Source organism: Polyangium jinanense, assembly GCF_028435265.1.
Classification (GTDB): domain Bacteria; phylum Myxococcota_A; class Polyangia; order Polyangiales; family Polyangiaceae; genus Polyangium; species Polyangium jinanense.
In genome coordinates this window covers 365866-388313 of record NZ_JAGTJK010000004.1, presented here as the reverse complement: position 1 = coordinate 388313, position 22448 = coordinate 365866, and the positions used below count along the sequence as shown (strand labels likewise).

Genomic DNA, 22448 nt, shown 5'->3' with positions numbered 1-22448 from the left:
CGTCAGGGTGAGGGGTTACGGCAAGGGCTCCCCGCGCGCACGAGCACGCGGAAGGAGAGGGCTTCGAGCGGGACGGCGCCGCCGGCGGTGATTTCGATCGTCTCGCCGGTCATGACGTCGACGTAGCTGCCGAGCGGCACGGCGCCGGTCGGCACGGAGACGAGCGCCGTCTTGCGCGCGAAAAACACGAGCACTGGATCCCCATCCCCCGCGTCGCGCAGATAAGCATATTCGTCCTTCGTCGCCACGATGGGCCTGCGCGTGCCCGTGCGGAGCGCAGGCGAACAGCGGCGCAATTGGCCGAGCCGGCGGACGAGGTCCCGCACCTCGGATTGCAGCGGCCCGACGCTCGCGGGATCCGGCATCACCCGCCGCGAGTCCGGATCCCCCGCGCCGGCAAGCGCGATCTCGTCGCCGTAATAAAGCACCGGCAGACCATGAAGCGTCAAGATGAACGCGAGCGCCATTTTCGCCCGCGCATACACGACCGGATCCGTGGACTGCGTGGGTTTGTCGTACCAGGGGTCGTTTGCGCCGTCACCCGTGACCTCCGAGACGAACCGCGAGGTGTCGTGGTTGTCGATCATGCGGCCGAGCGCCGCGCCCGAGCCTTCGATTGCCGCGTCGGTCGAGACGAGGATTTCTTCGAGCTCGGAGAGGCTGCCGCGGTCGAGGCCAAAGGCCTCGCGAAGCTTCCACATGAGCGGAAAATCGAATGCGCCGGAGAGGGTATGCGGGCCGAGGAAATAGCGGATGCTCTCGATGCCAATCGCGCCGGGGCCAGTGAAGACCTCGCCGATCGAAAAAAGCGCGTCCTTGCCCGTCTCGAGGCGATTGAATGCGTGCGTGATCCGGCGCGTGGCCGCCCGCGGCATCATGGGGACGGCGTCGATACGCACGCCGTCCGCGTCGAACTCCTTCATCCAGAAGACGGCATCGTCGACCTCGGCGCGCATCGAATCGGGGTGCTCGAATCGCACGTCGGGCATGTACGAGGTGAACCAGCACGTGGGGAGCTTCTCGCTCCAGCCGCAGCCGGGCGAGCCACACACGCATTTGTCGACGCCGTCGTTGAACCAGCCCTTGTTCCGGTTCTGGATGTATCGCTCGTTGTGCTCGTAGACGTGGTTCGGCACGAGGTCGAAGATCACGCGGATCCCGTGCCGATGCGCCTCGTCGACCATGGCGTGGAGGGCGTCCTCGCCGCCGATCCGCGGCTCGACCCCGCGTGATTCGAGCGGCCAGTAGCCGTGATATCCTTCATAAGGCCGGCCATCGCCGCGGCCCTCGCGGACCTCGATCGGATTCGTGTAGACGGGCGAAATCCAGATTGCCGTGACGCCGAGCTCGTCGAACGTGCCGCGCTCGATTTCCGCGCGCACACCGTCGAGCGTGCCGCCCGCGCGCGAGCCGGATTTGTCCGGAGATAGCGGCGCGAGCGGCGCGCCGCCGTCGCCCCGGAATCGGTCGATCATGAGATGATACAAAAGCCCCTCGTGCCACGAGGCCTGGGCCGGATCGACCCATGCGACGGCAATCTCGGGATTCGCCTCTTTGCCGGATTCGTCGGCGCCGCGAAGCGTGAAGGTATGTTTGCCGCGGCCGAGTCCCCGCGCGACAAACGTGAATCGACCGTCGGACGCCTGCGCATTCGAGGGCAAAATCTCGCCGCCGGCGCGGTGCTCGGCCCGCAGCGACGCGGGGTCGAGCGCGGATCCCTCGGGCGCGGCCAGAAAAACCCCGCTCACCGTGACCTCGTCGCCGGAGACCTCGACCGCGTCGACACGAATTTCGGGCGCGCCGCAGCTCTCGGCGATCACGAGCGAAACCTCCTCCTCGCCCTTCCACGTGGTCAACGGATTGAGCCGATCGAGCGAGCTCTCGCCGCCGCGAACGATGCGGTATCCGTACTCACCGGGAGAAAGATTCAATGGGAGCAGAAACCATCCATCGTCGCGCTGCTCCAGAGGCTTCGCCTCGGCCCAGTCGTCCCAGCTCCCCTCGACACGTATGTCGCCTCCCGAACCGGGTTCGGCCCAGATCACGGTCGTGCAATCGCGCCGCGGAACCTCGGGCCCGCCGCAACCCACGGAGGCGAGCCCGAGCGCCAAAACCCATGCGTGAAGGAAGTACGTCGTTCGCATGGCTCCTCGTTATGCATTACCACACCGAGCGGACGTTCGTCATGCGTGGAGCACGCGGAGACGCACGAGCGCAAGGGACGGATCGGCTAAGGTTGGTAAGGGGTCCTGGTTCGAATCGATTTTAGCGTCGGCAGCGGGAGAGGGCATACGCGATCCCCGCCTGGAGCGTGCTCCGCGTGGGGACCTTCGCGCCGAAGTCGATGTCGAGCTTCACAAGCGCCTGCGCGACGTCACCGCGGATACCAGTGATCACGACCTCGGCGCCGAGCAATTCGACGGCTCGCACCGTGTCGAGCAGGCGGCTCGCGACGTGGCTGTCGACCACGCGCACGCCCGTGATGTCGATGATGAGAGCGCGCAAAGCACGCTTGCTCGCGCCTTCGAGCGCGACGCGCAGGAGATCCTCGGCGCGCGCAGCGTCCACCGTGCCGACGAGCGGGATCACCATGACGTTGTCGGTGATCGGCACGAGCGGCGCAGAGAGCTCGGCGAGGCGCGCGCGCTGCATTTCGATCATCGCCTGCTCGAACGAGGCGCGCTCCGCCTCGGCCTTGGCCCGGCGCAAAAGCTCCGCCTGGAGTCCGTCGTTCGCCCGCGCAAGGTCGTCCGTCCGGCGCCGGACGTCAGCGAGGAGAATTGCATTCTCGAGCGCGATCGCCGCCTGCGACGAGAGGAGCGAGAGGAGCTCGACGCGGTCTTCCGAGAATGCGTCCTCGACGAGGCGATTTTCGAGATAAAGGACGCCCGAGAGCGCGTCGCGGTGAACGAGCGGCAATCCGAGGAAGGAGCGGGGCGCGGCGCTCCCGAGGTGCGGATCGGCCTCGAACGGCGTTCCGGCCGCGCCGCGACCGATGACGATAGGCGCGCGCGTGCGGGCGACGTATTGCACGACGCTCGGCGCGACGCCCGTCGCCTCGGCAAGCGGGCGCATGGCGCCGACGTCCGCGCCGTCGACGGTCAACGTGGCGCCGACGAAAAGCTCGCCGCGGCGCACGAGGACGAGCGCGGCGCGATCGGCGCCCGCGACTTCGAGGACCGTGCGGAGAAGGCGTTCGAGCAGGCGATCGAGGTCGATTTCGCCGGCAATGGCCTGCGCCGCGCGCACGATGGCCATGACATCGAGCGACCGGCCGCCGCGCAAGGGACGATCGGTGAGGCGCGTCGGTTTGTCCGCGGGGCCGCTCCCCCCATCTTCGGACGATTTTCCGCCGAAGACGTCGGGGTGCCGCGCTTCGAGGTCGCGCACCTTGGCCGTCGCGCCCCAGCGTGTATACGCGCGCATGGCGGCTTCAAGGTACGGCCGCGCAAGCTCGGGCCTTCCGCGACCGGCGTAATACTGGGCCGCGCGCTCGCATGCGAGCGCCTCGTGATGGGAAAACCCGTTTTTCCGGGCCGCCTCGATCGCTTCGTCGTAAAGCTCGCGGGCCTCGCCGTGATGCCCGTCCGCGACCTGAATTTCCGCAGAAACGAGGCGATGCAGCGGGAGCCAGTGGTCCGGATAAAGCGTGACCCAGGCGCCGAGCTTCGTGTGGTGGGGCGCGAGGCGCTCCCGGAGGCGCGCGCGCTCGACCTCGTCCGCGCCGGAGAGGCGCGCCGCGAATGTGAGGGCGATGGTGAAGGTGGAAAAGGTCTCGAGGTAGAGCCACATGCCCGCGGCCATCTGTCCCTCGGTGCGCTCGGCCCATACGAGCGCGCCATCGAGATCGCCGTGGAGCAAGCAGAGCTGCGTCCGGAGGGCGTGGTGCATGCACGCCGCATATCCGAAATTCGGCTCGATCGTCCGGACGAACGCCGTGTCGTCGAAATCGTCGCCGTCGAACGAAGTTTCCGTCTGCGTGCGCCCTTCGAGGGCGTGGAGCATCCGACCGAGTGCGGTGAGCGTGTGCGTGGCGATCGGGTCCCGCACGTCCGGCAAGATCCCCGTCGCTTTGCTCCACGCCTCCCGCACGGAGGCGAGCGGATCGGCCGACCAGTATCGCAAGGCGACGCCGAGGTGGAGCGAATACGAGACGTACGGGATGTCGCCCATTTGAAGGCTATGGACGAGCCCGCGCTCGACGAACGGGAGCACGCGCCGGACGGGCAAGAACGGCGTGGCACACGCGCCGATGGTCCAGGACGTCCTGCCGCGGAGCGCCGGGTTCTCGATGCGATCTTCGAGCAGCACCGCGAGGTCGAAGAACGCCCGCGAGGCCTTCGCGTCGCCGAGGATCATCGCCAGCATGAGGGCGTAACTCGCATACGCATACGCCGCGACGTCGGCGTGGCCGTGCTCGACGCAGGCGGCGACGAGGCGCACGACGACCACGAGATAAAGGGCTTGATCGGCGATGTACGTGGGCGGGACGAGCGCCGTGAGCAGGTCGAGCTGCGCGACGACGCGCCGATCTTCGATGCGCGGAGCGCGGGCGAGGTCCTCCGGCGAACGCCCGCCGACGAGGCGCGCGATTTCGGCGAGCGCCGCCGGGAGGGACGCGGCCTCGGCCCCTCGCTCGGGCAAAACGGCGGAGAGCTCGGACAAACCCTCGCGCCCGGCGGCGATCGCGTCCATGTATCGGCCGCGCGAGACCCGGAGGGAGAGGCGTTGCCCGTGCACGCGCGCTCGTTCGAGGGGCGTCTGCGCGTGCGAGAGCGCCTCGGAGAAGAGCGCCTCGGCGCGCTCGGCGTGGCCTTCGATGTATGCGCATTCGGCCCGCGAGGAGAAGAGCCCGACGGCGAATGCGGGGTCTACCGCGAGTGCGGGCGCCGAGAGGAGGGCGGCCGAGACGTCGTAGAAATCGACGGCGACGCGAAATGCGGCCTGCGATTGCGCCTTGCGGCCAGCCTCGAAGAGCAGGCGGACGACGGAGCGGCGTTCGTTTTCGTCGTCGAGCAGCGAGGCGCCCTCGCGGAAATGGTGGGCGACCTCGAAGAGCCGATCGCCTTCGGCGCCGGGTTCGGCGCGCATGGCGCGGCCGATGGCGAGGTGCACGCGCGCCCGCTCGTCTCCTTCGAGGAACGACCGGGCCGCCTCGCGCACTTTTTCGTGAACGAAATGGTAGGTGCCGGTCCCCGGGACGATCATCCCGAGATCGATCGCCTCGGCGAGCGCCGCGGAGAAGCCGGCCTCGGGCGCGCCGAGCACGACGTCGAGTTTGTCCTCCTCGAATCCATGGCCCAGCACGGCCGCGGCGCCGAGGACACGGCGCGCCTCGGGGGAGAGCTTGCTCAGACGCTCGGCCACGAAGCGGGCGGCGTCGTCCGGAATGGGCACGTCGAGGATGCGCCGTTCGTCCCAGCGAACAGCGTTTGTCGCTGGGTCCCGATCGACGAGGCCCTCGGAGAAGAGGGCGTCGAGCACGTGCAGGACGAGAAATGGATTGCCGCGCGATTTGCGGTGCAAGAGCCGCGCGAGCGCCGCGACCTCGTGCTCCGGCACGGAGAGGACGTCGGCGACGATGCGCCCCACGTCCTCGGGCTCGAGCGGACCGAGGAGGACCTTTTGAAGGGCGACCCCGCGCGGGACAATGGATTCGAGGAACGCGCCGAGCGGCCGCGTGGGCGCGGTGTCTTCCTCGTGTGCCGCGCCGAGGACGAGCAGATGCGAGAGGCCCTCCTCGGCGAGGGCGTCGCCGAGAATGGAAAGCGTGTCGGAATCGGCGCGATCGAGGTCGTCGAAAAAGACGGCGACGAGCGGCCAATGCTCGCAGAAGACGCGGAGGAAGGCGGACACGGCGCGCCCCACGCGCCTTCGTGATTCTGCGGCGCCGAGCTCCGGGAGCGGCGGCGATTTTCCGAGGACGAGGGCGACGTCCGGCGCGAGGTCTTCGAGCACGGCGCCCTGGCTGTCGAGGGCCTCGAGGAGGCGGGCGCGAATCGCATCGAGGCGCTCTTCCGGCTCGGTGAGGGCGCGGCGTGCGAGGGCCGTCATGACCTCGGCGAGGGGCGCGCGGGGCGCCGCGCCTTCGCCCGGTTTTGTCGCGACGAACAGGCCGCCCTGGTGGATGATTCGCTCGCGCGCCTCGGCGACGAGCGTGGATTTGCCAGAGCCGGCCGGGCCTACGATGAGCACGAGCTCGGGCGCGCCGGACATGGCTCGCCGCGCGGATTCGGCAATCGCGCGCGCCTCGGCCTCGCGGCCGAAGGTTTTGTCCCAGATACGACGATCATCGGGGCCGTCGCCGGTGCCGAGCGGAAAGGGCGCGACCTCGGGGCCTTCACGCAGGAATCGTTCGAGGTCGAGCGCGAGCGCGCGGCCCGTTTGATAACGATCCACGGGCGCCTTCGCGAGGAGCTTCTGCGCGATGTCGGAGAGCACGCGCGGGACGGACGCCATACGCTCGTGCACGGGGACGGGCGCGCGCGCGAGGTGCGCGTGGGCGAGCGCCAAAGGGTCAGCGGAGACGAACGGCGGCGCGCCCGTGAGCATTTCGTAAAGGACGGCGCCGAGCGAATAGAGATCCGCGCGCCCGTCGAATCCGCGGCTCGCGCGTCTCGTGCGCTCCGGGGCCGCATACGCGAGCGAGGCCTCGCGGGAAGGCCCGCGCCCGTCGGCCCCGCTGCGGGGGCCGGAATCCGTGAGGAATGCGTCCTCCGACCCAGGCTCGACGACGATCGTGGCGGGGGACAGATCGCCGTGGACGCGGCCCGCGCGGTGGAGCTCGTCGAGCGTGACGGCGAGCGCGAGCGAAAGCCGCGCGGCCGCGTCGGGGGGTTGCATGGACGACGCGAGGAAGGCGGCGAGGGTCGTTTGCTCACGCTCGTCTCCTTTGCCCAGGCGGCTCATGCCGAATCGTGCCTCCGATGCCGTTCGAGTCGCAGCACGAGGTCCCCGACGAGGCCCGTCCAGCCGGTCTGGTGCGAGGCCCCGAGCCCCTCACCGGTGTCCCCGTGGAAGTATTCGTAAAAGAGAAGGTTGTCCCGGAAATGGGGGTCGAACTGGAAGATGTCGGTGTCACCGTAGACGGGCCGTTTCCCGTCGGGGCCACGCTCGAACAAGGCGACGAGGCGGGCCGCGATCTCGTCGGCGGCCTGGCCGAGCGTGCGCGGCCCGTGCGTGCGCGTGGCCGGGACGCGCAGGATGTCGCCAAAGCCGTGCTCGAGGCGAAGGAGCGAGCGATAAATCATGTACGCCGTGGGCATCCAGACGGGCCCGCGCCAGTTCGAATTCCCGCCTTTCATGCGGCTCTTCGACTCCCCCGGCTCGTAACCAACCTCGAGCCGCCGTTCGCCCTGCCAAACGACGACGGGTCGCTTTTTGTGTTCCTTCGAGAGGGAGCGTGGGCCGAACGGCGAGAGGAACTCGTCCTCGTTGAAGAGGTGGCCGAGCACGCGTTCGAGCTTGCCGGGCGGGACGGCCGTGAGGACGTAGCGGCCGTCGGGGCGCTTGACGAGGGCCTCGGCGAGGTGGGGGTTTTTCCCGAGGAACCACTCCATGCGGCGCCGGAAGTTGTCGAGCTTGCGATAGACCTCGGGGCCGATGACGTGCACGGCGAAGAGCGGAATGAGGCCGACCATGGAGCGCACGGGCAGGTGGTGGGGCTGTCCGTGGATCGTGAGGATGTCGAAGTAAAACCCCTCGGCGTCGTCCCAGAGCGGGATCTCGGGGGGCTCGGCGTGGTGGAAGGTGTAGGCGATGCGGAGGAAATGCTCGAAGAACTTGCTCGCGGCGTCCTCGTACGCGGAGTTTTCCAGGGCGAGCTCGAGCGCGATGCGCATGAGGTCGATGCAATACATCGCCATCCAGGCGGTGGCGTCGGCCTGTTCGAGCTTCATGCCGGGCGGGGGCGGCTCGCTGCGATCGAAGACGGAGATGTTGTCGAGGCCGAGGAAGCCGCCCTCGAAGACGTTGTTCCCCTCGGCGTCGCGCTTGTTCACCCACCAGGCGAAATTGATGAGCAGCTTGTGGAACATGCGCTCGAGGAAGAGGCGGTCGCCCTTGCCGCGCTGCTTGCGCTCGATCTTGTAGAGCTGGTAGGCGGCCCAGGCGAGGATCGGCGGATTGAGGTCGCCGAACTCCCATTCATAGGCGGGGATCTGGCCGTTCGGGTGCTGGTACCACTCCTTGACCATCAGCTTGAGCTGGTTTTTCGCGCGGTCCATGTCGATCGGCGCGAGCGCGAGCGCATGGAAGGCGAGGTCCCAGGCCGCGAACCAGGGGTATTCCCACTTGTCGGGCATGGAGATGACGTCGGCGACCGAGAGGTGGTGGAAATCCTTGTTCCGGCCGCGGAGCCGCGCGGCCGGCGGCGCGATCGCGTCGCCGCGGAGCCAGACGTCGACGTCGTAATGGTAAAACTGCATCGACCAGAGCAAGCCCGCGGAGGCCTGGCGCTGGATCGATCGGCGCTCGTCCGACATGTGCGGGCCTTGAAGGGCCAGGTAAAACTCGTCGGCCTCGGCCTTGCGTTTCGCGAGGAGCTCGTCCGAGCCCTCGAACGGGGCGCGCTCGGGTCCGGGGCAAAGCCGCGCGCGGAGGACGACGCGGCCGCCGGCAGGAACGTTGAAGACGCGCCACGCCGCCGCCTTCGAGCCACGGCCCTCGGGGTTTGTCCTGGATTCGTCGCCGTGGACGACCCGCGCGTGGAAGGCGTCCTTGACGTAGGGCGTGCGCGACGGCGAGCCGAAGAGGCGCTCGGTGTTGGTCTCGTTGTTCGTGAAAAGGAGGGTCGTGTCGTCGCCCTCGATGTAGAGGTAAAAAGAGCCGAGATCATGGTGGCTGGAGCGGAGAGAGACAAACCCCTCGCCGCGCTCGCCTTCTTGAATCTCGGGGGGCGCGACGACGACCTCGTCCCACGACCAGGTGTTGCGGAACCAGAGGTGCGGCAGGAGATGAAGGGGGGCGTCCTCGGGGCCGCGGTTCTCGACGGTGACGACCATCAAGATGTCATGGGGCGTGCGTTTCGCGTATTCGACGCGGACGTCGAAATAACGGCCCTCGTCGTAGAGGCCGAGGTCCCAGGTTTCGAGCTCGGGCTCGTCGCCGCCGCGCATCCGGTTTCCCGCGACGAGCTCCTCGTAGGGATAACGGCGCTGGGGGTATTTGTAGAGGAAACGGAGGTAACTCGACGTCGGGGTCGCGTCTTCGTAATGGTAGACTTCCTTGACGTCCTCGCCGTGATTGCCCTCGGCGTTGGTGACGCCGAAGAGGCGCTCTTTCAGAATGGCATCCCGGCCGTTCCACAGGGCGAGCGCGAGGCAGAGGATCTGCGTGCGATCGCAGATCCCCGCGAGGCCATCCTCGTTCCAGCGATAGGCGCGGCTCCGCGCGTGGTCGTGCGGGAAATACCCCCAGGCATCACCGCTCGCGCTGTAGTCCTCGCGCACCGTGCCCCAGGCGCGCTCCGCGACGTAGGGGCCCCAGTCCTTCCAGCGGAGGACGCGCTCGCGCTCCTGGGCCAGTCGATGGTGCTCCTCCGTCCTCCACGCCTGCATGCCTCAAACATAACAGGATTCGGGGCCCCCCAAGCGCCCGAGGGGAACGATCACTCGGTGCGCTGGATGATGTGGAAACCGTAAGCGGTCTCGACAACCTCACTGATCTCGTTGATCTGGAGCTCGAAGGCCGCGTCCGAAAAGGACTTGACCATGGCGCCGCGCTCGAACTGGCCGAGATCCCCGCCGCGCTCGGCCGCTCCGGGCTCGTCGGAGCACTCGGTGACGACCGACTCCCACGCCGCGCCCGAGCGTAGTGCGCGCAAACACTCCTGCGCCTTTTTCTTCGCTTCTTCGCGGGTGCGGTTCACGTCCTCGGGGCGCTGCTGGGAGCGCTGGTGCATGACGAGGATGTGGCGCGCGCCGATGCGGGTCGGCAGGCGCGCGAGCCGCTGTCGCTCACGCTCCTCGACGGCCTCGCGCTCGGCCGCCCGCGCAGGCCCGATCGTTTCGAGCCCGCCCCCCGTCCAGTCCGGCCCGGTGGCGAGCGAGGTGCACGCGGGACAGACGAACGCGAGCGCGAGGAGAACGGAAACTCGGCCAGCGAGGGCTGCCATGGGGCGGGAACGTGGACCAGGGGCCGCGGGCGCGCAAGGGGGTTTGGGGCGTAGCTCGGCTCGTCCGAGCGTAGCCCCAAGCGTCGAAAGGCTTGGAAGGCGCGTCTGATACGATGGAGGCGTGCCGCTGCTCGACGTGGTCCTCGGCTACGACTGCAACCTCGCGTGTACCTACTGCACGATCACCGAAGCGATGCGGCGTCGCGCGCTGTCCACGGAGCAGGTGGCGCGGGAGATCGATCGGGCCGCCACACGAGGATTTCGCGACGTCGCGTTCACCGGCGGCGAGCCGACGATCCGGAGCGATCTGCCAGCGCTCGTGCGGTACGCGAAAAAGCGCGGATTCGAGCACGTGAAGGTCGCGTCGAACGGCCTCCGATATGCGCACGCGCCGTACCTGGATCTGCTCGTCGAGGCGGGTGTCGATCAGTTCCACGTGTCGATGCACGCGCCGAGCGACGCGGCGTACGAGGAGACGGTGCAACGCGAGGGCACGGCGGAGCTGCGGCGGAAGGCGATCGAGAACCTGGTCGCGCGCAGGCTCGATCCGATCGCGGATCTGATCCTGAAGGAAGATACGTACCGGGACGTGCGCGCCTGGGTCGAAGCACTTTTCACCCAGGGGATCCGGCAGTTTCGGCTCTGGCTCGTGTCGCTGACGGACAACAATCGCGCGAACGTGCATGAGCTCCCGCGGCTCACGGACGTGGCCGCGAAGGCGCGCAGCGCGTTCGAGGCGGCGCGAGAAAAAGGCTACGAGGTGCACGCGCTGCACATCCCGCGCTGCTTTTTGCCGGGATACGAGGAGCACGTGCGGCATCCGGGCGCGGACCTCGTGCGGGTCGTGACGCCGGACGAGGTGTTCGATCTGAAAAACTCGCGCCTCACGGGAGGCGTGAAGCTCGCGGGTTGCGAGGGCTGCCGGTTCTTCGATGCGTGCCCGGGGCTCAGGCCCGACTACGTGGAGCGGTTCGGCGGGGACGAGGTCAACAGCGTGCCGGCGTGAGACGGAGACTCAGCCTTCGGGGCCGCGCCCTCGCCCTCGTCGTGGTGCGGGCCGCCGCCGGGCAGGTCGAGGTCGTCGAGGCCCGCGAGGACGGAGAGCGAGACGGGGTGGTACGGGGGCCGCGGCGTGATGGGCTTGTCGACGTCGCCGCCGCGTTCGTGCACGAGGCGCGCGCAAAGCGCGAGGCACCACTTGCCCTGGCACCAGCCAGTTCCGAAGCCGGTGTATCGCTTGACGGACTCGATGTCGCGGTAGCCACGCTCGAAGGCCGCTTCGAGCTCGTGGAGCGTCACGTCCTCACAGCGGCAAACCAGGGTTTTCATGCGCGAACCTCTCGCGGGATGGTAGCGCCCCCCCGGGGGGATCGGCTATACGGGGGGCATGCCTCAGAAACCGCAGGTTCGTGCCAAAGAGAAGGTCCGCCAGACGCGCAGGCTCGCCCGCTGGCGCGCGAAGAAGGCTGCCGAAGCCCAGACGCAGGCGCAGCAGAGCCCCGCGCCGAAGCCGGCCTCCTGAAGTCGACGTCCGTGCCGTGCGTCTCCGCGCGCACGGCACCGGACGGACGTTCTCGACGCACGAAGAAGCCGAGCGCGCGTGAGCACGCCGCGCGTGGAAGCTTCATTCCATCTCGCCGCTGTCCGCCTCGACCTCGGTCGTTTCGGACGCGTCCGGCGGCACCCTGCCCTTCTTCCGTTCGGCGCGAATCGAGGCCATTTCCGCGCGTGACGGGTTGATCACGAGGAAGCCGTGATCCGCGTCGAGCAGCGCCACGTCGCCGGGAGACGCCCACTGGAAGAGGCCCTCGACCTGCGTGATCGACGGGACGCCGAGGAGCCGCAAGAGCACGGGCGTACGAGGATCCGAGGCGCGCTCGCTGAGCACGACGCCCACGGGACGCGTGCGCGCCGAGACGACGAGGTCGAAGACGGTGAGACGATCGCCGATGAGCACCGCCTTCGTCGGGAGCTCCGCGCGCGCGTCGGGCGTCGCGAGCATGACGAGCGCGTCGCAGAGGTCTTCCATGTCGCGCGCGCGCTCTTGCAGGAAGGGATCGCCGACGATGCCGTTCGCCGCGCGCACGCCCTCGCGCGCCACGAGGCCGAGCGCTTGCGCGACGCCGTGGCCCTCGGCGACGAGCTCGAACGCGCGTTGACGCAAGCGCAGGTCGCCGATCATGAGCTCGTACGTCGAGAGGAACGCCGACTCGCGCGTGAGCCCGAGGTTCTGCGCGCGGGCGACGAGCGAGGAGAGCGCCTTCTCGGCCGCGCCCCAGGCACCTCGCAAGAGCTTCGCATCCTCGGCCGTGGCCTTGCGCTGCGGTGAAGTGGCCGGGCGGCGCAAGGCCGCGACGGCGCCGAGCGAGCGGCCCGGGACCGAAGGAACTCCGGGAAGCGTGACCTTGCGCGTGCCGCCGCCCGTGCGGCGAAGCTTCTTGTCGCGCAGCTCCCGGAGCACCTCGGCATGCCGGATCGCCGAGGCGATCGGCGCGGTGAGCGCGACGAGCAGGCGGACGTCGCTCGGGCGGTACGCCTTGTCGCCCGCGCGCTGCACGACGATCGCGCCGAGCACGCGGTCGAAGCCGAGGATCGGGACGGCGAGGAAGACGGGGTAGCGGTCCTCGTCGATGAACGGAAACGCGCGCCAGCGCTGATCGCCAGGCGCCTTCACGACGGCGACGGGCCGCCGGGTCGCGACGGCCGTGCCCGTGAGGCCCTCACCGACGGACATGCGCACGGTGCCGCGCGCGCCCACGGGAAAACCGACGTTGCCGCGAAGGACGAGCGCGTCGCCGTCGCCTTCGAGCAGGTAGAGCGAGACGATCTCGGCCTGGGCGATGGCGGCGATGCGCTTCGGGGCCTCGTCGAGGAAGACCGAGAGCGGCATCGGTTTGGCCACAAACGAAACGAAGTCGAGGACGCGGTCGAGGCGAGCCTCGCGTCGCGTGGGGTTCAGCGACTCGGGCGGCGGGGGCAAGGTCGAGACGACCGGCGTCACGGCGGGGTCGCTTTCGAGGACTTCGTCGGAGGGACGCGACGGCATTCGGGCCGTACCATACCAGGAGGGGCGGTCTTGGAAAGCGGTCGCGGACGGTCCCGATCAAGCGCGGGACGGGCGCAAGTCCACAGGCCCATCGAGGGGCGGGCGCTGCATCCCACCGAGCGGCGCGCGACGCGCAAACGGTGCGCGATCGAGGACGGCGCGCGCGAGGGCACCGTCATCACAAAGGCCCACGGACGTGACGTACGGGGCCCACGGGGCGAGGAGGTTTGGCGCATCGGTAGGCGCGAGCGCGACGACGTGCACGACGCGCGCAGCCGGAGGCAAGACGAGCGCTCGTGGGGAGGGATCGAAGCCGACGGCATGCGAGGGGCGTGAGAGGAAGAGGCCGACGGCGTCCATGGAGGCGCCATACAGCGCGATTTCCGCGGCGAGCGCAGGGTCGAGGGAGCCGCGGGGGACACGCGCGGCGGCGCGGGAGAGGGCCGCGTCGAGCGCTTGGACAAACTCCTCCGCGTGGTGTTCGCCGCCCTCGACGAGGACGAAGCGCGGGGACAAACAGCCGCGTTGATCGAAGGGGACGACGTCCCACGCGAGGGCCTCGGCTGCGTCCTCGAGCGCGGCGTCCCTGCCGATGATCGCGAGTCCGATGCCGGTACCATGTCCCCGCACGCAGACGCCTGCCGGCAGGCCTCGTGTGACGGCTTCGATCGAGGCGTCCGAGCCGTAGACGTGCAGCTCGTCGCCCGGCGCGGGCGCGATGGAGGAGGCGCGCGTGAGGGAGGCGTGGTGCGTTTGGACGAACGCTTCGTCGGTAGAAAGCGCGCGGACGAGGAGATCGGTGACGACGGGATCGCGGCGCGAAGGACGGACGACGATGTCGGGCGAGGTCGCGGCGGCGAGCGCGAGCGCGCGGAGCGGGGCGGTGCAGACGTTGGCCGCGAGGACGACGTGGCAGCGGGGCGCGCGGCCCGTGCGCGCGAGGAGCGCGTCGATCTCGGCATCGGTCGGATGCGTCTCCAGGTGCGCGGAGAGCGCGAGCTCGACGCCCTTCGGATCGAGCCCGGTGACCTCGGGCAAACGCGCCCGCGCCTCGGCGCCGAGCGGATCGTTCGGATCCTGGATCCGCCGGCCCGCGGCGATCACGCGAAGAACGCGCGCCCGCGCCTCGGTCTCGGCGCTCATGACGAACCGCGCGAGAGGACCTCGTCGATCGCGAGCGAGCATCCTCGCGGCGTGGCGCCGGGCGCGCGGCCGAAGAGCTCGACGCCCTCGTCGGTGACGCGCCCGAGGTCCGACGTCTGGATCGCCACGGACGAGTCGACGTTCGCGAGATCGACGAACCGCAGGATGCCCGTCTCGCCCGGCGAGAGCGGCGCGAGCGTCGTGGGATCACAGGCCGTCACGCGCATCCACGGTGGCGCGACGTAGACGCCGTGCCGCGTCGGGGTTCGAGCGCCGAGCGCGGCCGCGAGCGTGCCTTCGTAGAGCTGGCTCGACAGCTCGGTCATGCCGTACTCGCCCACCACGTGGGCCTCGGGGACGGCGAACAGGGAGGCGATCGCACGCCGCAGCTCGGTCGGCTCGACCTCGCGCGAGCGACCTTTGAAGCCACCGGTCTGCATGACGCGGCTGCCCGGCGGCAGGGAGAGATCTCTCGAACCGGCGCCGTCGAGCAGATGCACGAACGCGAAGGATGCTCCGAGCACGAGCACAGGTTTTCCCGAGGCGCGCGCTTCAGCCGCGGCACGCGCCACGCCTTCGATGTCGAGCACGCCTTCACGCACGTAAAAGCCCCCGAGGCCGCGGTGCTCGCGGGCGAAGAGGTCGAGCATGAAGCCGAGCGACGAGTCGGCGACCTCATCGAGGGACGGCGCGAGCACGAGGACGCCAAGATTTTGACGATCCGGCCAGAGCATCCGCTCGCCCCAGCGCAGCGCGACGAGCTCGTACGTCGCGGTGGTGCGGAACGGATGCTCCCCGCGCGCCTCCTTGCCCTGCGACGTGCCGCTCGTTCGGAACACGCGCATGTCCTCGTCCGGCGCGTGCGCGGCGATGCGCGCGAGGCGGAAGACGTCACAAGGCAGCGCGGGGATCACGGAGGCGTCACGCGCACTCGCGAGGTCGATGCCGCGCGCGCGAACGAGGCGCCCGAGGGCGGGCACGTGTGCGGCCTGGAAGCGCGCGAGGGCGAGCGCGAGCTCGTCGAAGGGCTCGGGCGGCGCGCCGCGCAAGATACCCTCGACGAACCCCCGCACGCGCTCATGCAGCGCTTCGCTCGTGGGCCGTACCGTCACGCGGCGATTCCTAGCAGGAGCGAGGCAAGGCCGCCAAGCGAGCGGCCCTCACCCACACCGTCAACCGAGCGACGCCTTCATCGCGTTTGCCGCGGCCGTGAGTTGCTCCTCGGCGATGGTGAGCGGCGGCGTCCAGGTGATCACCTCGCCCTTCTGTCCGCCCGTGATCACCACGTAACCGGCCTCGAGCATGCGACGCATCGTCTGCAAGGCGAGCGCGCCGCTCTCGAACGCGACGCCGAGCATCAAGCCCTCGCCGCGCACCTCGACGACGCCGGGCGCGCCCGCGAGCACCGCCGCGAGATACTCCTTCGTTCGCGCGCCGATCTCACGCGTCTTGGTGACGAGCTGCCGGAACCTGAGCGAGTCGAGCGTGGCGATCGCCGTTGCGCACGCGAGCGGCGCGCCCGCATGCGTGGACGTGTGCACGACCTCGCCCTCGCGCGCCCACGCCTGCATGACCTCGTCGGCCGCGATGCACGCCGCGATCGGCAAGCCTCCGCCGAGGCCCTTGCCGAGCACGAGTATGTCGATCGGCGCGCCCACGGCTGTCGATCGAAGCATCGAGCCCGAACGACCGAGCCCGGTCCAGATCTCGTCGGCGACCACGAGCGCGCCGTGCCGATGCGCGAGCTCGCAGAGGTCCCGCAAGAACCGCTCGGGCGGCACGATGATGCCGCCACGACCGAGGATCGGCTCGACCAGCACCGCGCCGACGTTGCCCGCCGCGAGCGCCTTCTCCACGGCGCCGAGCGAGCGATCGAGATCGGCCTCCGCCGCGGGATACGGCGCGAACGAGACGTGCGGGTTGAGCTGCAGGTTGAACGGCTCGCGATAACTCTCGCGCAGCCCGAGCACCGCGAGCGGCCCGTACCCGAGGCCGTGATACGCGCCTTCGAACGCGACGACGCCGGGTTTGCCCGTGGCGAGCGTCACCGTCTTCAGCGCGGCCGTGATGGCATCACTTCCGCTCTGGCAGAGCAGCACGCGCGGCGCCGTGCCCGGATGGAGCGAGGCGAGCCGCTCGAGCAGCTGGACCTTGATGTCGGCGGCGTACACGTCACCGAGCGCCTGGATGAGCCGATCGGTCTGCGCCTCGATCGCGCGCGTGACGCTCGTCGCGCCGTGACCGAGCAGGAGCGATCCGAAGCCGGCCACGAGGTCGACGTAGCGGTTGCCGTCGACGTCGAACAGGTTCGCGCCCTTGCCCGAGGCAAGGACGATCGGCGTCATCTCGGCGCCGCTCGACTCCTCGCGTGTCTTTCTCCGCGTCCCGAACGCCGGGCACTCGACGCGTTCGAGCCTGCCGAGGAGGCTGCGCGATGCAGGGCCCGGAGGTGGTACACGGATCTCGGGAAGCTGATCACCCGTCTGTTCCTCTGCGGGGGCGGGAAACTCGCTGAGGGGCATGTCGTTTCAACTAGCACGCACGAGCGTGGCGGGCAGGCGTGGACACAAGCGTCCCCCGGGGGACCGAGGGACCCTGGGGGCTACGAGCACAGCCTGTTTCGGCCGGTCCTCTTCGCCATGTAGAGCTTTTCGTCGGCGCGCTTGATGAGGTCCTGCGCCGAGCGATCGCTCTCCTGCAGGAGGGCGGCGCCCAGGCTGATCGTCACCTTGATGCTGTCGGCTTGAAAAACGAACGCGTTGTCCGCGACCTTCTGCCGGAGCGTCTCGCCGAGCGCGATGGCTCCCTGGAGCGAGGTCTCGGGCAGGACGATCGAGAACTCCTCGCCGCCGTAGCGCGCGAAGACCTCGTCGCGGCGGATGCGCGACTGCACGACGCGCGCGACCTCTTTCAGCACGTAGTCGCCCGCGAGGTGACCGTGCACGTCGTTGATGCGCTTGAAGTGGTCGATGTCGAACATCAGGATCGACAGATCCCGATCGTGGCGGCGGCCGCGGATGATCTCGCGCTCGAGGGCCTCGTAGAGGTAGCGCTTGTTGTAGATCTGCGTGAGACCATCGATGATGGTCATCCGGTAGATCTCTTCGTGGTACTGCGCCTCGACGTCGGCGCCGGAGAGGAACTTGAAGATCGTCGGGCCAATCTTCACGCGGTCGCCGTTCTTCAGGACGACCTCGCGTGAGATCTGCTCATCGTTGCAGTACGTGCCGTTCGTGCTGCCGTCGTCGACGACGACCCAGTAGCCGCCCTGCTGGCGGAACTGCGCGTGGCGGCGCGACACCGAGTCGCCGTCGAGGACCACGTGGTTGTCCGCGCCACGACCGACCCGCGTCGGGTTGTGCTCGAGCACGAAGCGCTTGCCGAGCAACGTCGGCTCCTTCGTGTAAATGACGACGAGGCAGTCGGTCCCGAGCCGAGGCGCCTCACCCCCACCCGGCGGGGGCTGCACCACCGTGGTAACGCGAGTCTTTTCGTCGAAGTCGTTCACGCGGTTTCAGCCCGGTCTGCCTGCTACTTCGGTCTCGTCGACAAGCAATCGAAGCTGGGCCCCTCGAAAGACGCCCTTTCCAAGCTCAATCACCCGGATCCAGCCAGTCTTCCAGCTTCAGCGTATCCATCCCCCCGCGCAGGCGTCAAGGTGAATTCGATTACTGGGTTTCGTCCTCATCACGTCTCGTCGCGGAAGCCCGGTTGCCCAAGTGCTACCACGGCGAGATTTGCATCATTGTTGTGCGACGATTGTACGAATGCAAGGTGCCCGCTCGGGACAGCAGCGACGGACTCGTGCGCTCGGGACGTCGCGAAGTACGTCAAGCCGTGAGGCCTCGCGCCGCGGTCGCGCGTGGCTCCCGGGACGCCCGCGCAGGCCGTCGATCCGGAGCGCCCGACGGTAACGTCGCGAGCAGCCGGCCATGATCGAAGACCCACATCTCGCCGGGTTTGCCCTGCGTCCACGTCTCGTTCTTCGTGAGCGGCGCCGTCGCCACGACGGCCACGCGATCGCGCGGCGTGGTCACGGCCGAAAAGTCGACCGCGAGATCGTCGTCGGCAAGGTGCGCGAGGCCAAAAGGGGCCTGCCGGATGATGTAGCAGAGCCGCGTGCCGCACCGGGCAAACAGGTGCCGTCCGTCACCGAGCAGGAAGTTGAACGTGCCATCTTTCGCGAGACGCGCGCCGACGTTCGCCACGACCTGCCAGAGCTCGCTCGGCCTGCGCGGATAATCGTCGAAGGTGCGTCGGAGCTCTTCGAGCAGGACGCAGAAAGCGTACTCGCTGTCGGTCGTGCCGATCGGAGTGAAGCGGCCAAGCTTGCGCTGCCGCACGCGCGGGAGCGTGCCGTTGTGCGCGAAGACCCAGTGCCGGCCCCAGAGCTCACGCGCGAACGGGTGCGTGTTCGCGAGGCTCGTGGGCCCGCGCGTACGCTTGCGGACGTGGCCGATCGCCAGCATCGTCTTGATCGGGTTTTGCGAGAGGAACCGCGCAAGCGGGCTCTCGGCCGCCGGCGTGGGTTCGAGGAAGACGCGCGCGGCGTACCCCTCGTAAAACGATAGGCCCCAGCCGTCCGCATGCGGGCCCGTCTTGCCGCCTCGCTGGCACAAGCCAGAAAACGAGAAGACGATGTCCGTGGGGACGTTGCACTCCATCCCGAGTAGCTCGCACATCTCCGCGCGCTCCGGAGTATAGGCAAAATTCAGCGGGCCGCGACGGCCTCCGCGGCCTCGTTCGCCTGCCGTACGCAGTCGGGGATGCCGACGCCGTCGAACGCGGCACCCGCAAAGTGCACGCCGGGGAGCCTGCGCGCGATGTCGCGAATGCGCCGCACCCGCGCCGCATGCCCCACGATCGGCTGCGCGTTCGCCTGCTCGTACCGAAAAACACGCGCGAGCATGGGCGCGGCGCGGACGCCGATGAGCGAGCCGAGCTCCTCACGCGCGAGCGAGACGAGGGATTCATCGCTCGTCGCGAGCGCGCCAGGATCCCGATGCCCACCCACGAAGACGCGCACGAGGGCCGCATCCTGCGGGGCGCGACCCGCCCACTTGCTGGAAATGAACGTCGCCGCGAGGATGCGACGCCGCTCATCCTTGGGGATCACGACGCCCACCGCGTCGAGCGGGTGCGGGACGTCAGGCCGCGCGTACGCAAGGACGACGGTGCCCGTCGAGAGGTACGGAATGCCGCGAAGAAGCGCGCCGAGCTCCGCGTCGAGGGGCCCGAGCGCACTCGCGGCGGCGTGCGCGGGCGCCGCCATCACCACGTCGTCGGCCTCGATCGACTCGGTTTGCCCGTCTCGCGCCCCGTACCGCACGACCCAGCGCGCCGGAGCATTCGATTCCGCGCCGCTCGATCGCTCGACCGATACGACGGGCGCGCCCACGCGAATGTCGCCGCCCGCCTTCTCGATGCGCCGGGCGAGCGCTTCGATGAGCTCGCCCATGCCACCGAGCAGCGAATGGAACGGGCTCGGCGGTGGTCCCTTCGTCGCGGGCTTTTTCCGGCGCTCGGCGAGCGCGCCGCGGATCAGGCTGCCGTGGCGATCTTCGAGGTCGGCGAGCTGCGGGAAGGTGCTGCGGATGCTGAGCAGGTCGACATCGCCCGCGTAGATGCCGCCGAGCAGCGGCTCACCGAGCACGTCGAGCGCCTCTGGGCCGAGCCGCCTGCGCAAAAAACTCCCGATCGACTCGTCGCCTTTCTCCTTCGGGCGCTGCGGCAGGACGAGGTCAAGCGCCATGCGGGCCTTGCCCGTCAGGCTGAAGAGCGGCGTCCGCGCGAACGGCAAAAAGCGCGTGGGCACCGCGAGCACGAGGCCCTCGGGCATCGTGTGCAGCGCGCCGCGGCGCGGGATGTAGACGCGGCGATTCTTCGGTGTCGTACCGATCAGCCGCTCGCCGAGCCCGAGCTCCTTGCAGAGATCCGTGGCGAAGGGCTTGGCGACGACGAACGAGTCGGGCCCGCCGTCGATCACGAATCCGCCTTCGCGCTCGGTCTGAATGTTGCCGCCGAGCCGCGCCCGCGATTCGAGCAGCGTGACCTCGAACCGCTGGCCTTTTTGCGCGGCGAGCAAGCGGTAGGCGACGACGAGGCCCGTGATGCCGCCGCCGACCACGACGACGCGGCGAACGCTCACGCCGCGCCCTCGTGCCGATAAGCGTGGATCACGTCGACGAGTGCCTTCACGTTGTCGACGGGCGTCTGCGGCACGATCCCGTGCCCCAGGTTGAAGATGTGTCCCGGCCTGCCGGCGGCCTCCGCGAGCACGATCCGCGCGCGCGCCGCGGCCACGTCGCGCGGGGCACAGAGCAGGAGCGGATCGAGGTTGCCCTGGATCGCGTGATCGTAGCCGATGCGCTTCCACGCCTCGCCGAGCGGCAAACGCCAGTCGACGCCGATCACCGTCCCGCCACAATCGCGCTGCGCTTCGAGCAGCGTCGACGTGTTCGTGCCGAAGTGGATCACCGGCACGCCCGTCTTCTCGATGCTTTGCAGGATGTTCTTCACGTGCGGCGCCACGTGCGTCCGGTAGTCCTCGGGCGAGAGCGCGCCGATCCACGAGTCGAAGAGCTGCACCGCCTGCGCGCCGGCCTCGACCTGCGCATGCAGGTAGCGCCGCACGACCTCGGAGATCTTGCTCATGAGCAGCGAGAACGACTCCGGATCGCCCCACATGAGCTGCTTCGTGCGGAAATAGTCCGACGATTTGCCGCCCTCGACGAGGTAACTCGCCATCGTGAACGGCGCGCCCGCGAAGCCGATGAGCGGCGTCTTGCCGTCGAGCTCGCGCCGGATCAGGCGAATCGCTTCGAGCACGTAGCCGAGCCCTTCTTCCGGCTCGAAGACGCGCATCCGATCGATGTCCGCGCGATCGCGCACCGGCGCGTGGATCACGGGCCCTTCGCCCTTCTCGAACGAGAACGGCGCGCCCATCGGTTCGAGCGGCAGGAGGATGTCCGCGAACAGGATGGCGGCGTCGACGCCGAGCCGCAGCGGCTGCAGCGTGACCTCGAGCGCGAGCTCCGGCGTCTTGCAGATCTCGAGCAGCGTGTGTTTTTCCCGAAGCGCGCGGTACTCCGCCATGTAGCGGCCGGCCTGTCGCATGAACCAGACGGGCGTGACGTCCGTCACCTCGCGGCGGCAGGCGCGCAAAAACCGATCGAACATGGCCCGAACAGTGACCTCGGGCCCCGCCCGTGGCAACGACGAAGCGCCTCTCGCGAAGCTCAGCGCGGCTGCTGCCCCGCGGCCTCGTGCTGTTCGAGTATGACGACGAGCCGCGCCGCGCCGAGGACGCCGGCCGGCAGCACGATGAGCAGCGCGCACGGCAAGAACGAGAGCAGTGCGAGCCCCAGGCCGAAGCCCATCACGGCGCCGATGTTGCGGCGCACGAAATGGATGCGCGCGCCCACGGGTACGCCGCGGATCGAGAGCGGGCAGTCGCAGAGGTCCCACGCCCCCGCGAGCGCCGTGATCGCGAGCTGGAGCGGGAACGCGACGACGCTCACCGGCGCGAAGAAAAAGCTCAGGACGCCGAGCACGATGAGGATCGGCGCGGTGAACGCGAGCGCCACGAGCGACGACTGGAGCGCGCGCCACATGTCCACGAAAAAGGGGACCTCGGGCCACGGCGGCGCGCCGAGATCGGCCGAGGCGCGCCGCACCATCCGCTCGAGCGCAGGCCCGGCGAGCGGCTTCGCGAGCGCGAACGAGGTGGCGAGCGCGGCCACGAGCATCACCACGATCGAGAGGACCTTCAGCAGCACAGTGAGCACGGCCCAGAGCGCGCCCGTCCCGGGCTCCTTCACGATCAACGCGACGAGCGCCGGCGCGAGTTGTACGCCCGCGAAGCCGAGCACGGCCGTGAGCACGAGCGCGATGCCCGTGGGGACGATCGCGAGCGGCCAGATGTCCGGCGTGCGGAAGAGGTAGCCGTAGCCGCCGAGCACGGCCTTGAGTCCCGCGACGAAGCCGGGGCGTTCGAGCGGCGCGAGGGCCGCGGACGGGCTCGGACCGGGAGCGACGGGGACGCCGGGGGACGCATCGGGGGTGATCATTCGGCTACGAACGTTCCAGCGCGCGGGCATCCGGTCAACGTCTTCCGCGCAAGAAGCACGCTAGGATCCCTTCCCT

At 69.2% G+C, this 22448-nt stretch carries 16 protein-coding genes; 2 read left to right on the top strand and 14 right to left on the bottom strand.

Annotated elements, in window-relative coordinates; all coding sequences use genetic code 11:
• Positions 1–2 precede the first annotated feature (2 nt).
• The 4 genes from KEG38_RS12465 to KEG38_RS12450 form a co-directional block, all read right to left on the bottom strand.
• Positions 3–2144, bottom strand: coding sequence for an alpha-amylase family glycosyl hydrolase (locus KEG38_RS12465; RefSeq protein ID WP_272419612.1), 2142 nt, complete (start codon positions 2142–2144; stop codon positions 3–5).
• A gap of 121 nt (positions 2145–2265) precedes the next feature.
• Complete coding sequence (locus tag KEG38_RS12460) at positions 2266–6909, bottom strand: AAA family ATPase (RefSeq protein WP_272419611.1); 4644 nt, start codon at positions 6907–6909, stop codon at positions 2266–2268.
• Positions 6906–9557: an MGH1-like glycoside hydrolase domain-containing protein gene (locus KEG38_RS12455; protein WP_272419610.1), complete on the bottom strand. Its 2652-nt coding sequence runs from the start codon at positions 9555–9557 to the stop codon at positions 6906–6908. The genes KEG38_RS12460 and KEG38_RS12455 overlap by 4 nt, the downstream gene beginning before the upstream one ends.
• Before the next feature lie 50 nt (positions 9558–9607).
• Entirely contained in the window at positions 9608–10114 is a 507-nt protein-coding gene (locus KEG38_RS12450) for a peptidylprolyl isomerase (RefSeq protein ID WP_272419608.1), read from the bottom strand.
• A 121-nt stretch (positions 10115–10235) separates the two neighbouring features.
• Between KEG38_RS12450 and KEG38_RS12445 the strand changes: the two genes are divergently transcribed.
• Positions 10236–11120 (top strand): radical SAM protein, encoded by an 885-nt coding sequence (locus tag KEG38_RS12445; protein WP_272419607.1) that lies wholly within the window; start codon positions 10236–10238, stop codon positions 11118–11120.
• On the opposite strand, the gene KEG38_RS12440 is transcribed toward KEG38_RS12445, so the two are convergent.
• Positions 11072–11443, bottom strand: a complete 372-nt coding sequence (locus KEG38_RS12440; protein WP_272419606.1) for a (2Fe-2S)-binding protein — start codon at positions 11441–11443, stop codon at positions 11072–11074. The genes KEG38_RS12445 and KEG38_RS12440 overlap by 49 nt on opposite strands.
• Before the next feature lie 58 nt (positions 11444–11501).
• Here KEG38_RS12440 and KEG38_RS12435 point away from each other — a divergent pair, with 58 nt between their 5' ends.
• On the top strand, positions 11502–11636 hold the full coding sequence (locus KEG38_RS12435) for a hypothetical protein (protein ID WP_272419605.1): 135 nt from the start codon (positions 11502–11504) through the stop codon (positions 11634–11636).
• A gap of 102 nt (positions 11637–11738) precedes the next feature.
• On the opposite strand, the gene KEG38_RS12430 is transcribed toward KEG38_RS12435, so the two are convergent.
• From KEG38_RS12430 to KEG38_RS12390, 9 genes are all read right to left on the bottom strand, one after another.
• Positions 11739–13160, bottom strand: coding sequence for a GAF domain-containing protein (locus tag KEG38_RS12430; RefSeq protein ID WP_272419604.1), 1422 nt, complete (start codon positions 13158–13160; stop codon positions 11739–11741).
• Between the two features lie 57 nt (positions 13161–13217).
• Entirely contained in the window at positions 13218–14303 is a 1086-nt protein-coding gene (locus KEG38_RS12425; RefSeq protein WP_272419603.1) for an acyl-CoA reductase, read from the bottom strand.
• Complete coding sequence (locus tag KEG38_RS12420; RefSeq protein WP_272419602.1) at positions 14300–15415, bottom strand: LuxE/PaaK family acyltransferase; 1116 nt, start codon at positions 15413–15415, stop codon at positions 14300–14302. Before KEG38_RS12420 ends, KEG38_RS12425 begins: the two co-directional genes overlap by 4 nt.
• A 60-nt stretch (positions 15416–15475) precedes the next feature.
• A complete protein-coding gene (locus KEG38_RS12415) occupies positions 15476–16825 on the bottom strand; it encodes an aspartate aminotransferase family protein (RefSeq protein WP_272419600.1) in 1350 nt (449 codons plus the stop codon).
• Positions 16826–16905: 80 nt separating this feature from the next.
• The gene (locus KEG38_RS12410; protein ID WP_272419598.1) at positions 16906–17811 is read right to left on the bottom strand and encodes a GGDEF domain-containing protein; all 906 of its coding nucleotides are present in this window, start codon (positions 17809–17811) and stop codon (positions 16906–16908) included.
• 322 nt (positions 17812–18133) lie between these two features.
• Entirely contained in the window at positions 18134–18985 is an 852-nt protein-coding gene (locus KEG38_RS12405; RefSeq protein ID WP_272419597.1) for a class II glutamine amidotransferase, read from the bottom strand.
• 29 nt (positions 18986–19014) lie between these two features.
• Entirely contained in the window at positions 19015–20451 is a 1437-nt protein-coding gene (gene hemG / locus KEG38_RS12400) for a protoporphyrinogen oxidase (protein ID WP_272419596.1), read from the bottom strand.
• Complete coding sequence (gene hemE, locus KEG38_RS12395) at positions 20448–21482, bottom strand: uroporphyrinogen decarboxylase (protein ID WP_272419595.1); 1035 nt, start codon at positions 21480–21482, stop codon at positions 20448–20450. The genes hemG and hemE overlap by 4 nt, the downstream gene beginning before the upstream one ends.
• A 59-nt stretch (positions 21483–21541) precedes the next feature.
• Positions 21542–22372, bottom strand: coding sequence for an EI24 domain-containing protein (locus tag KEG38_RS12390; RefSeq protein ID WP_272419594.1), 831 nt, complete (start codon positions 22370–22372; stop codon positions 21542–21544).
• Between the last annotated feature and the right edge of the window lie 76 nt (positions 22373–22448).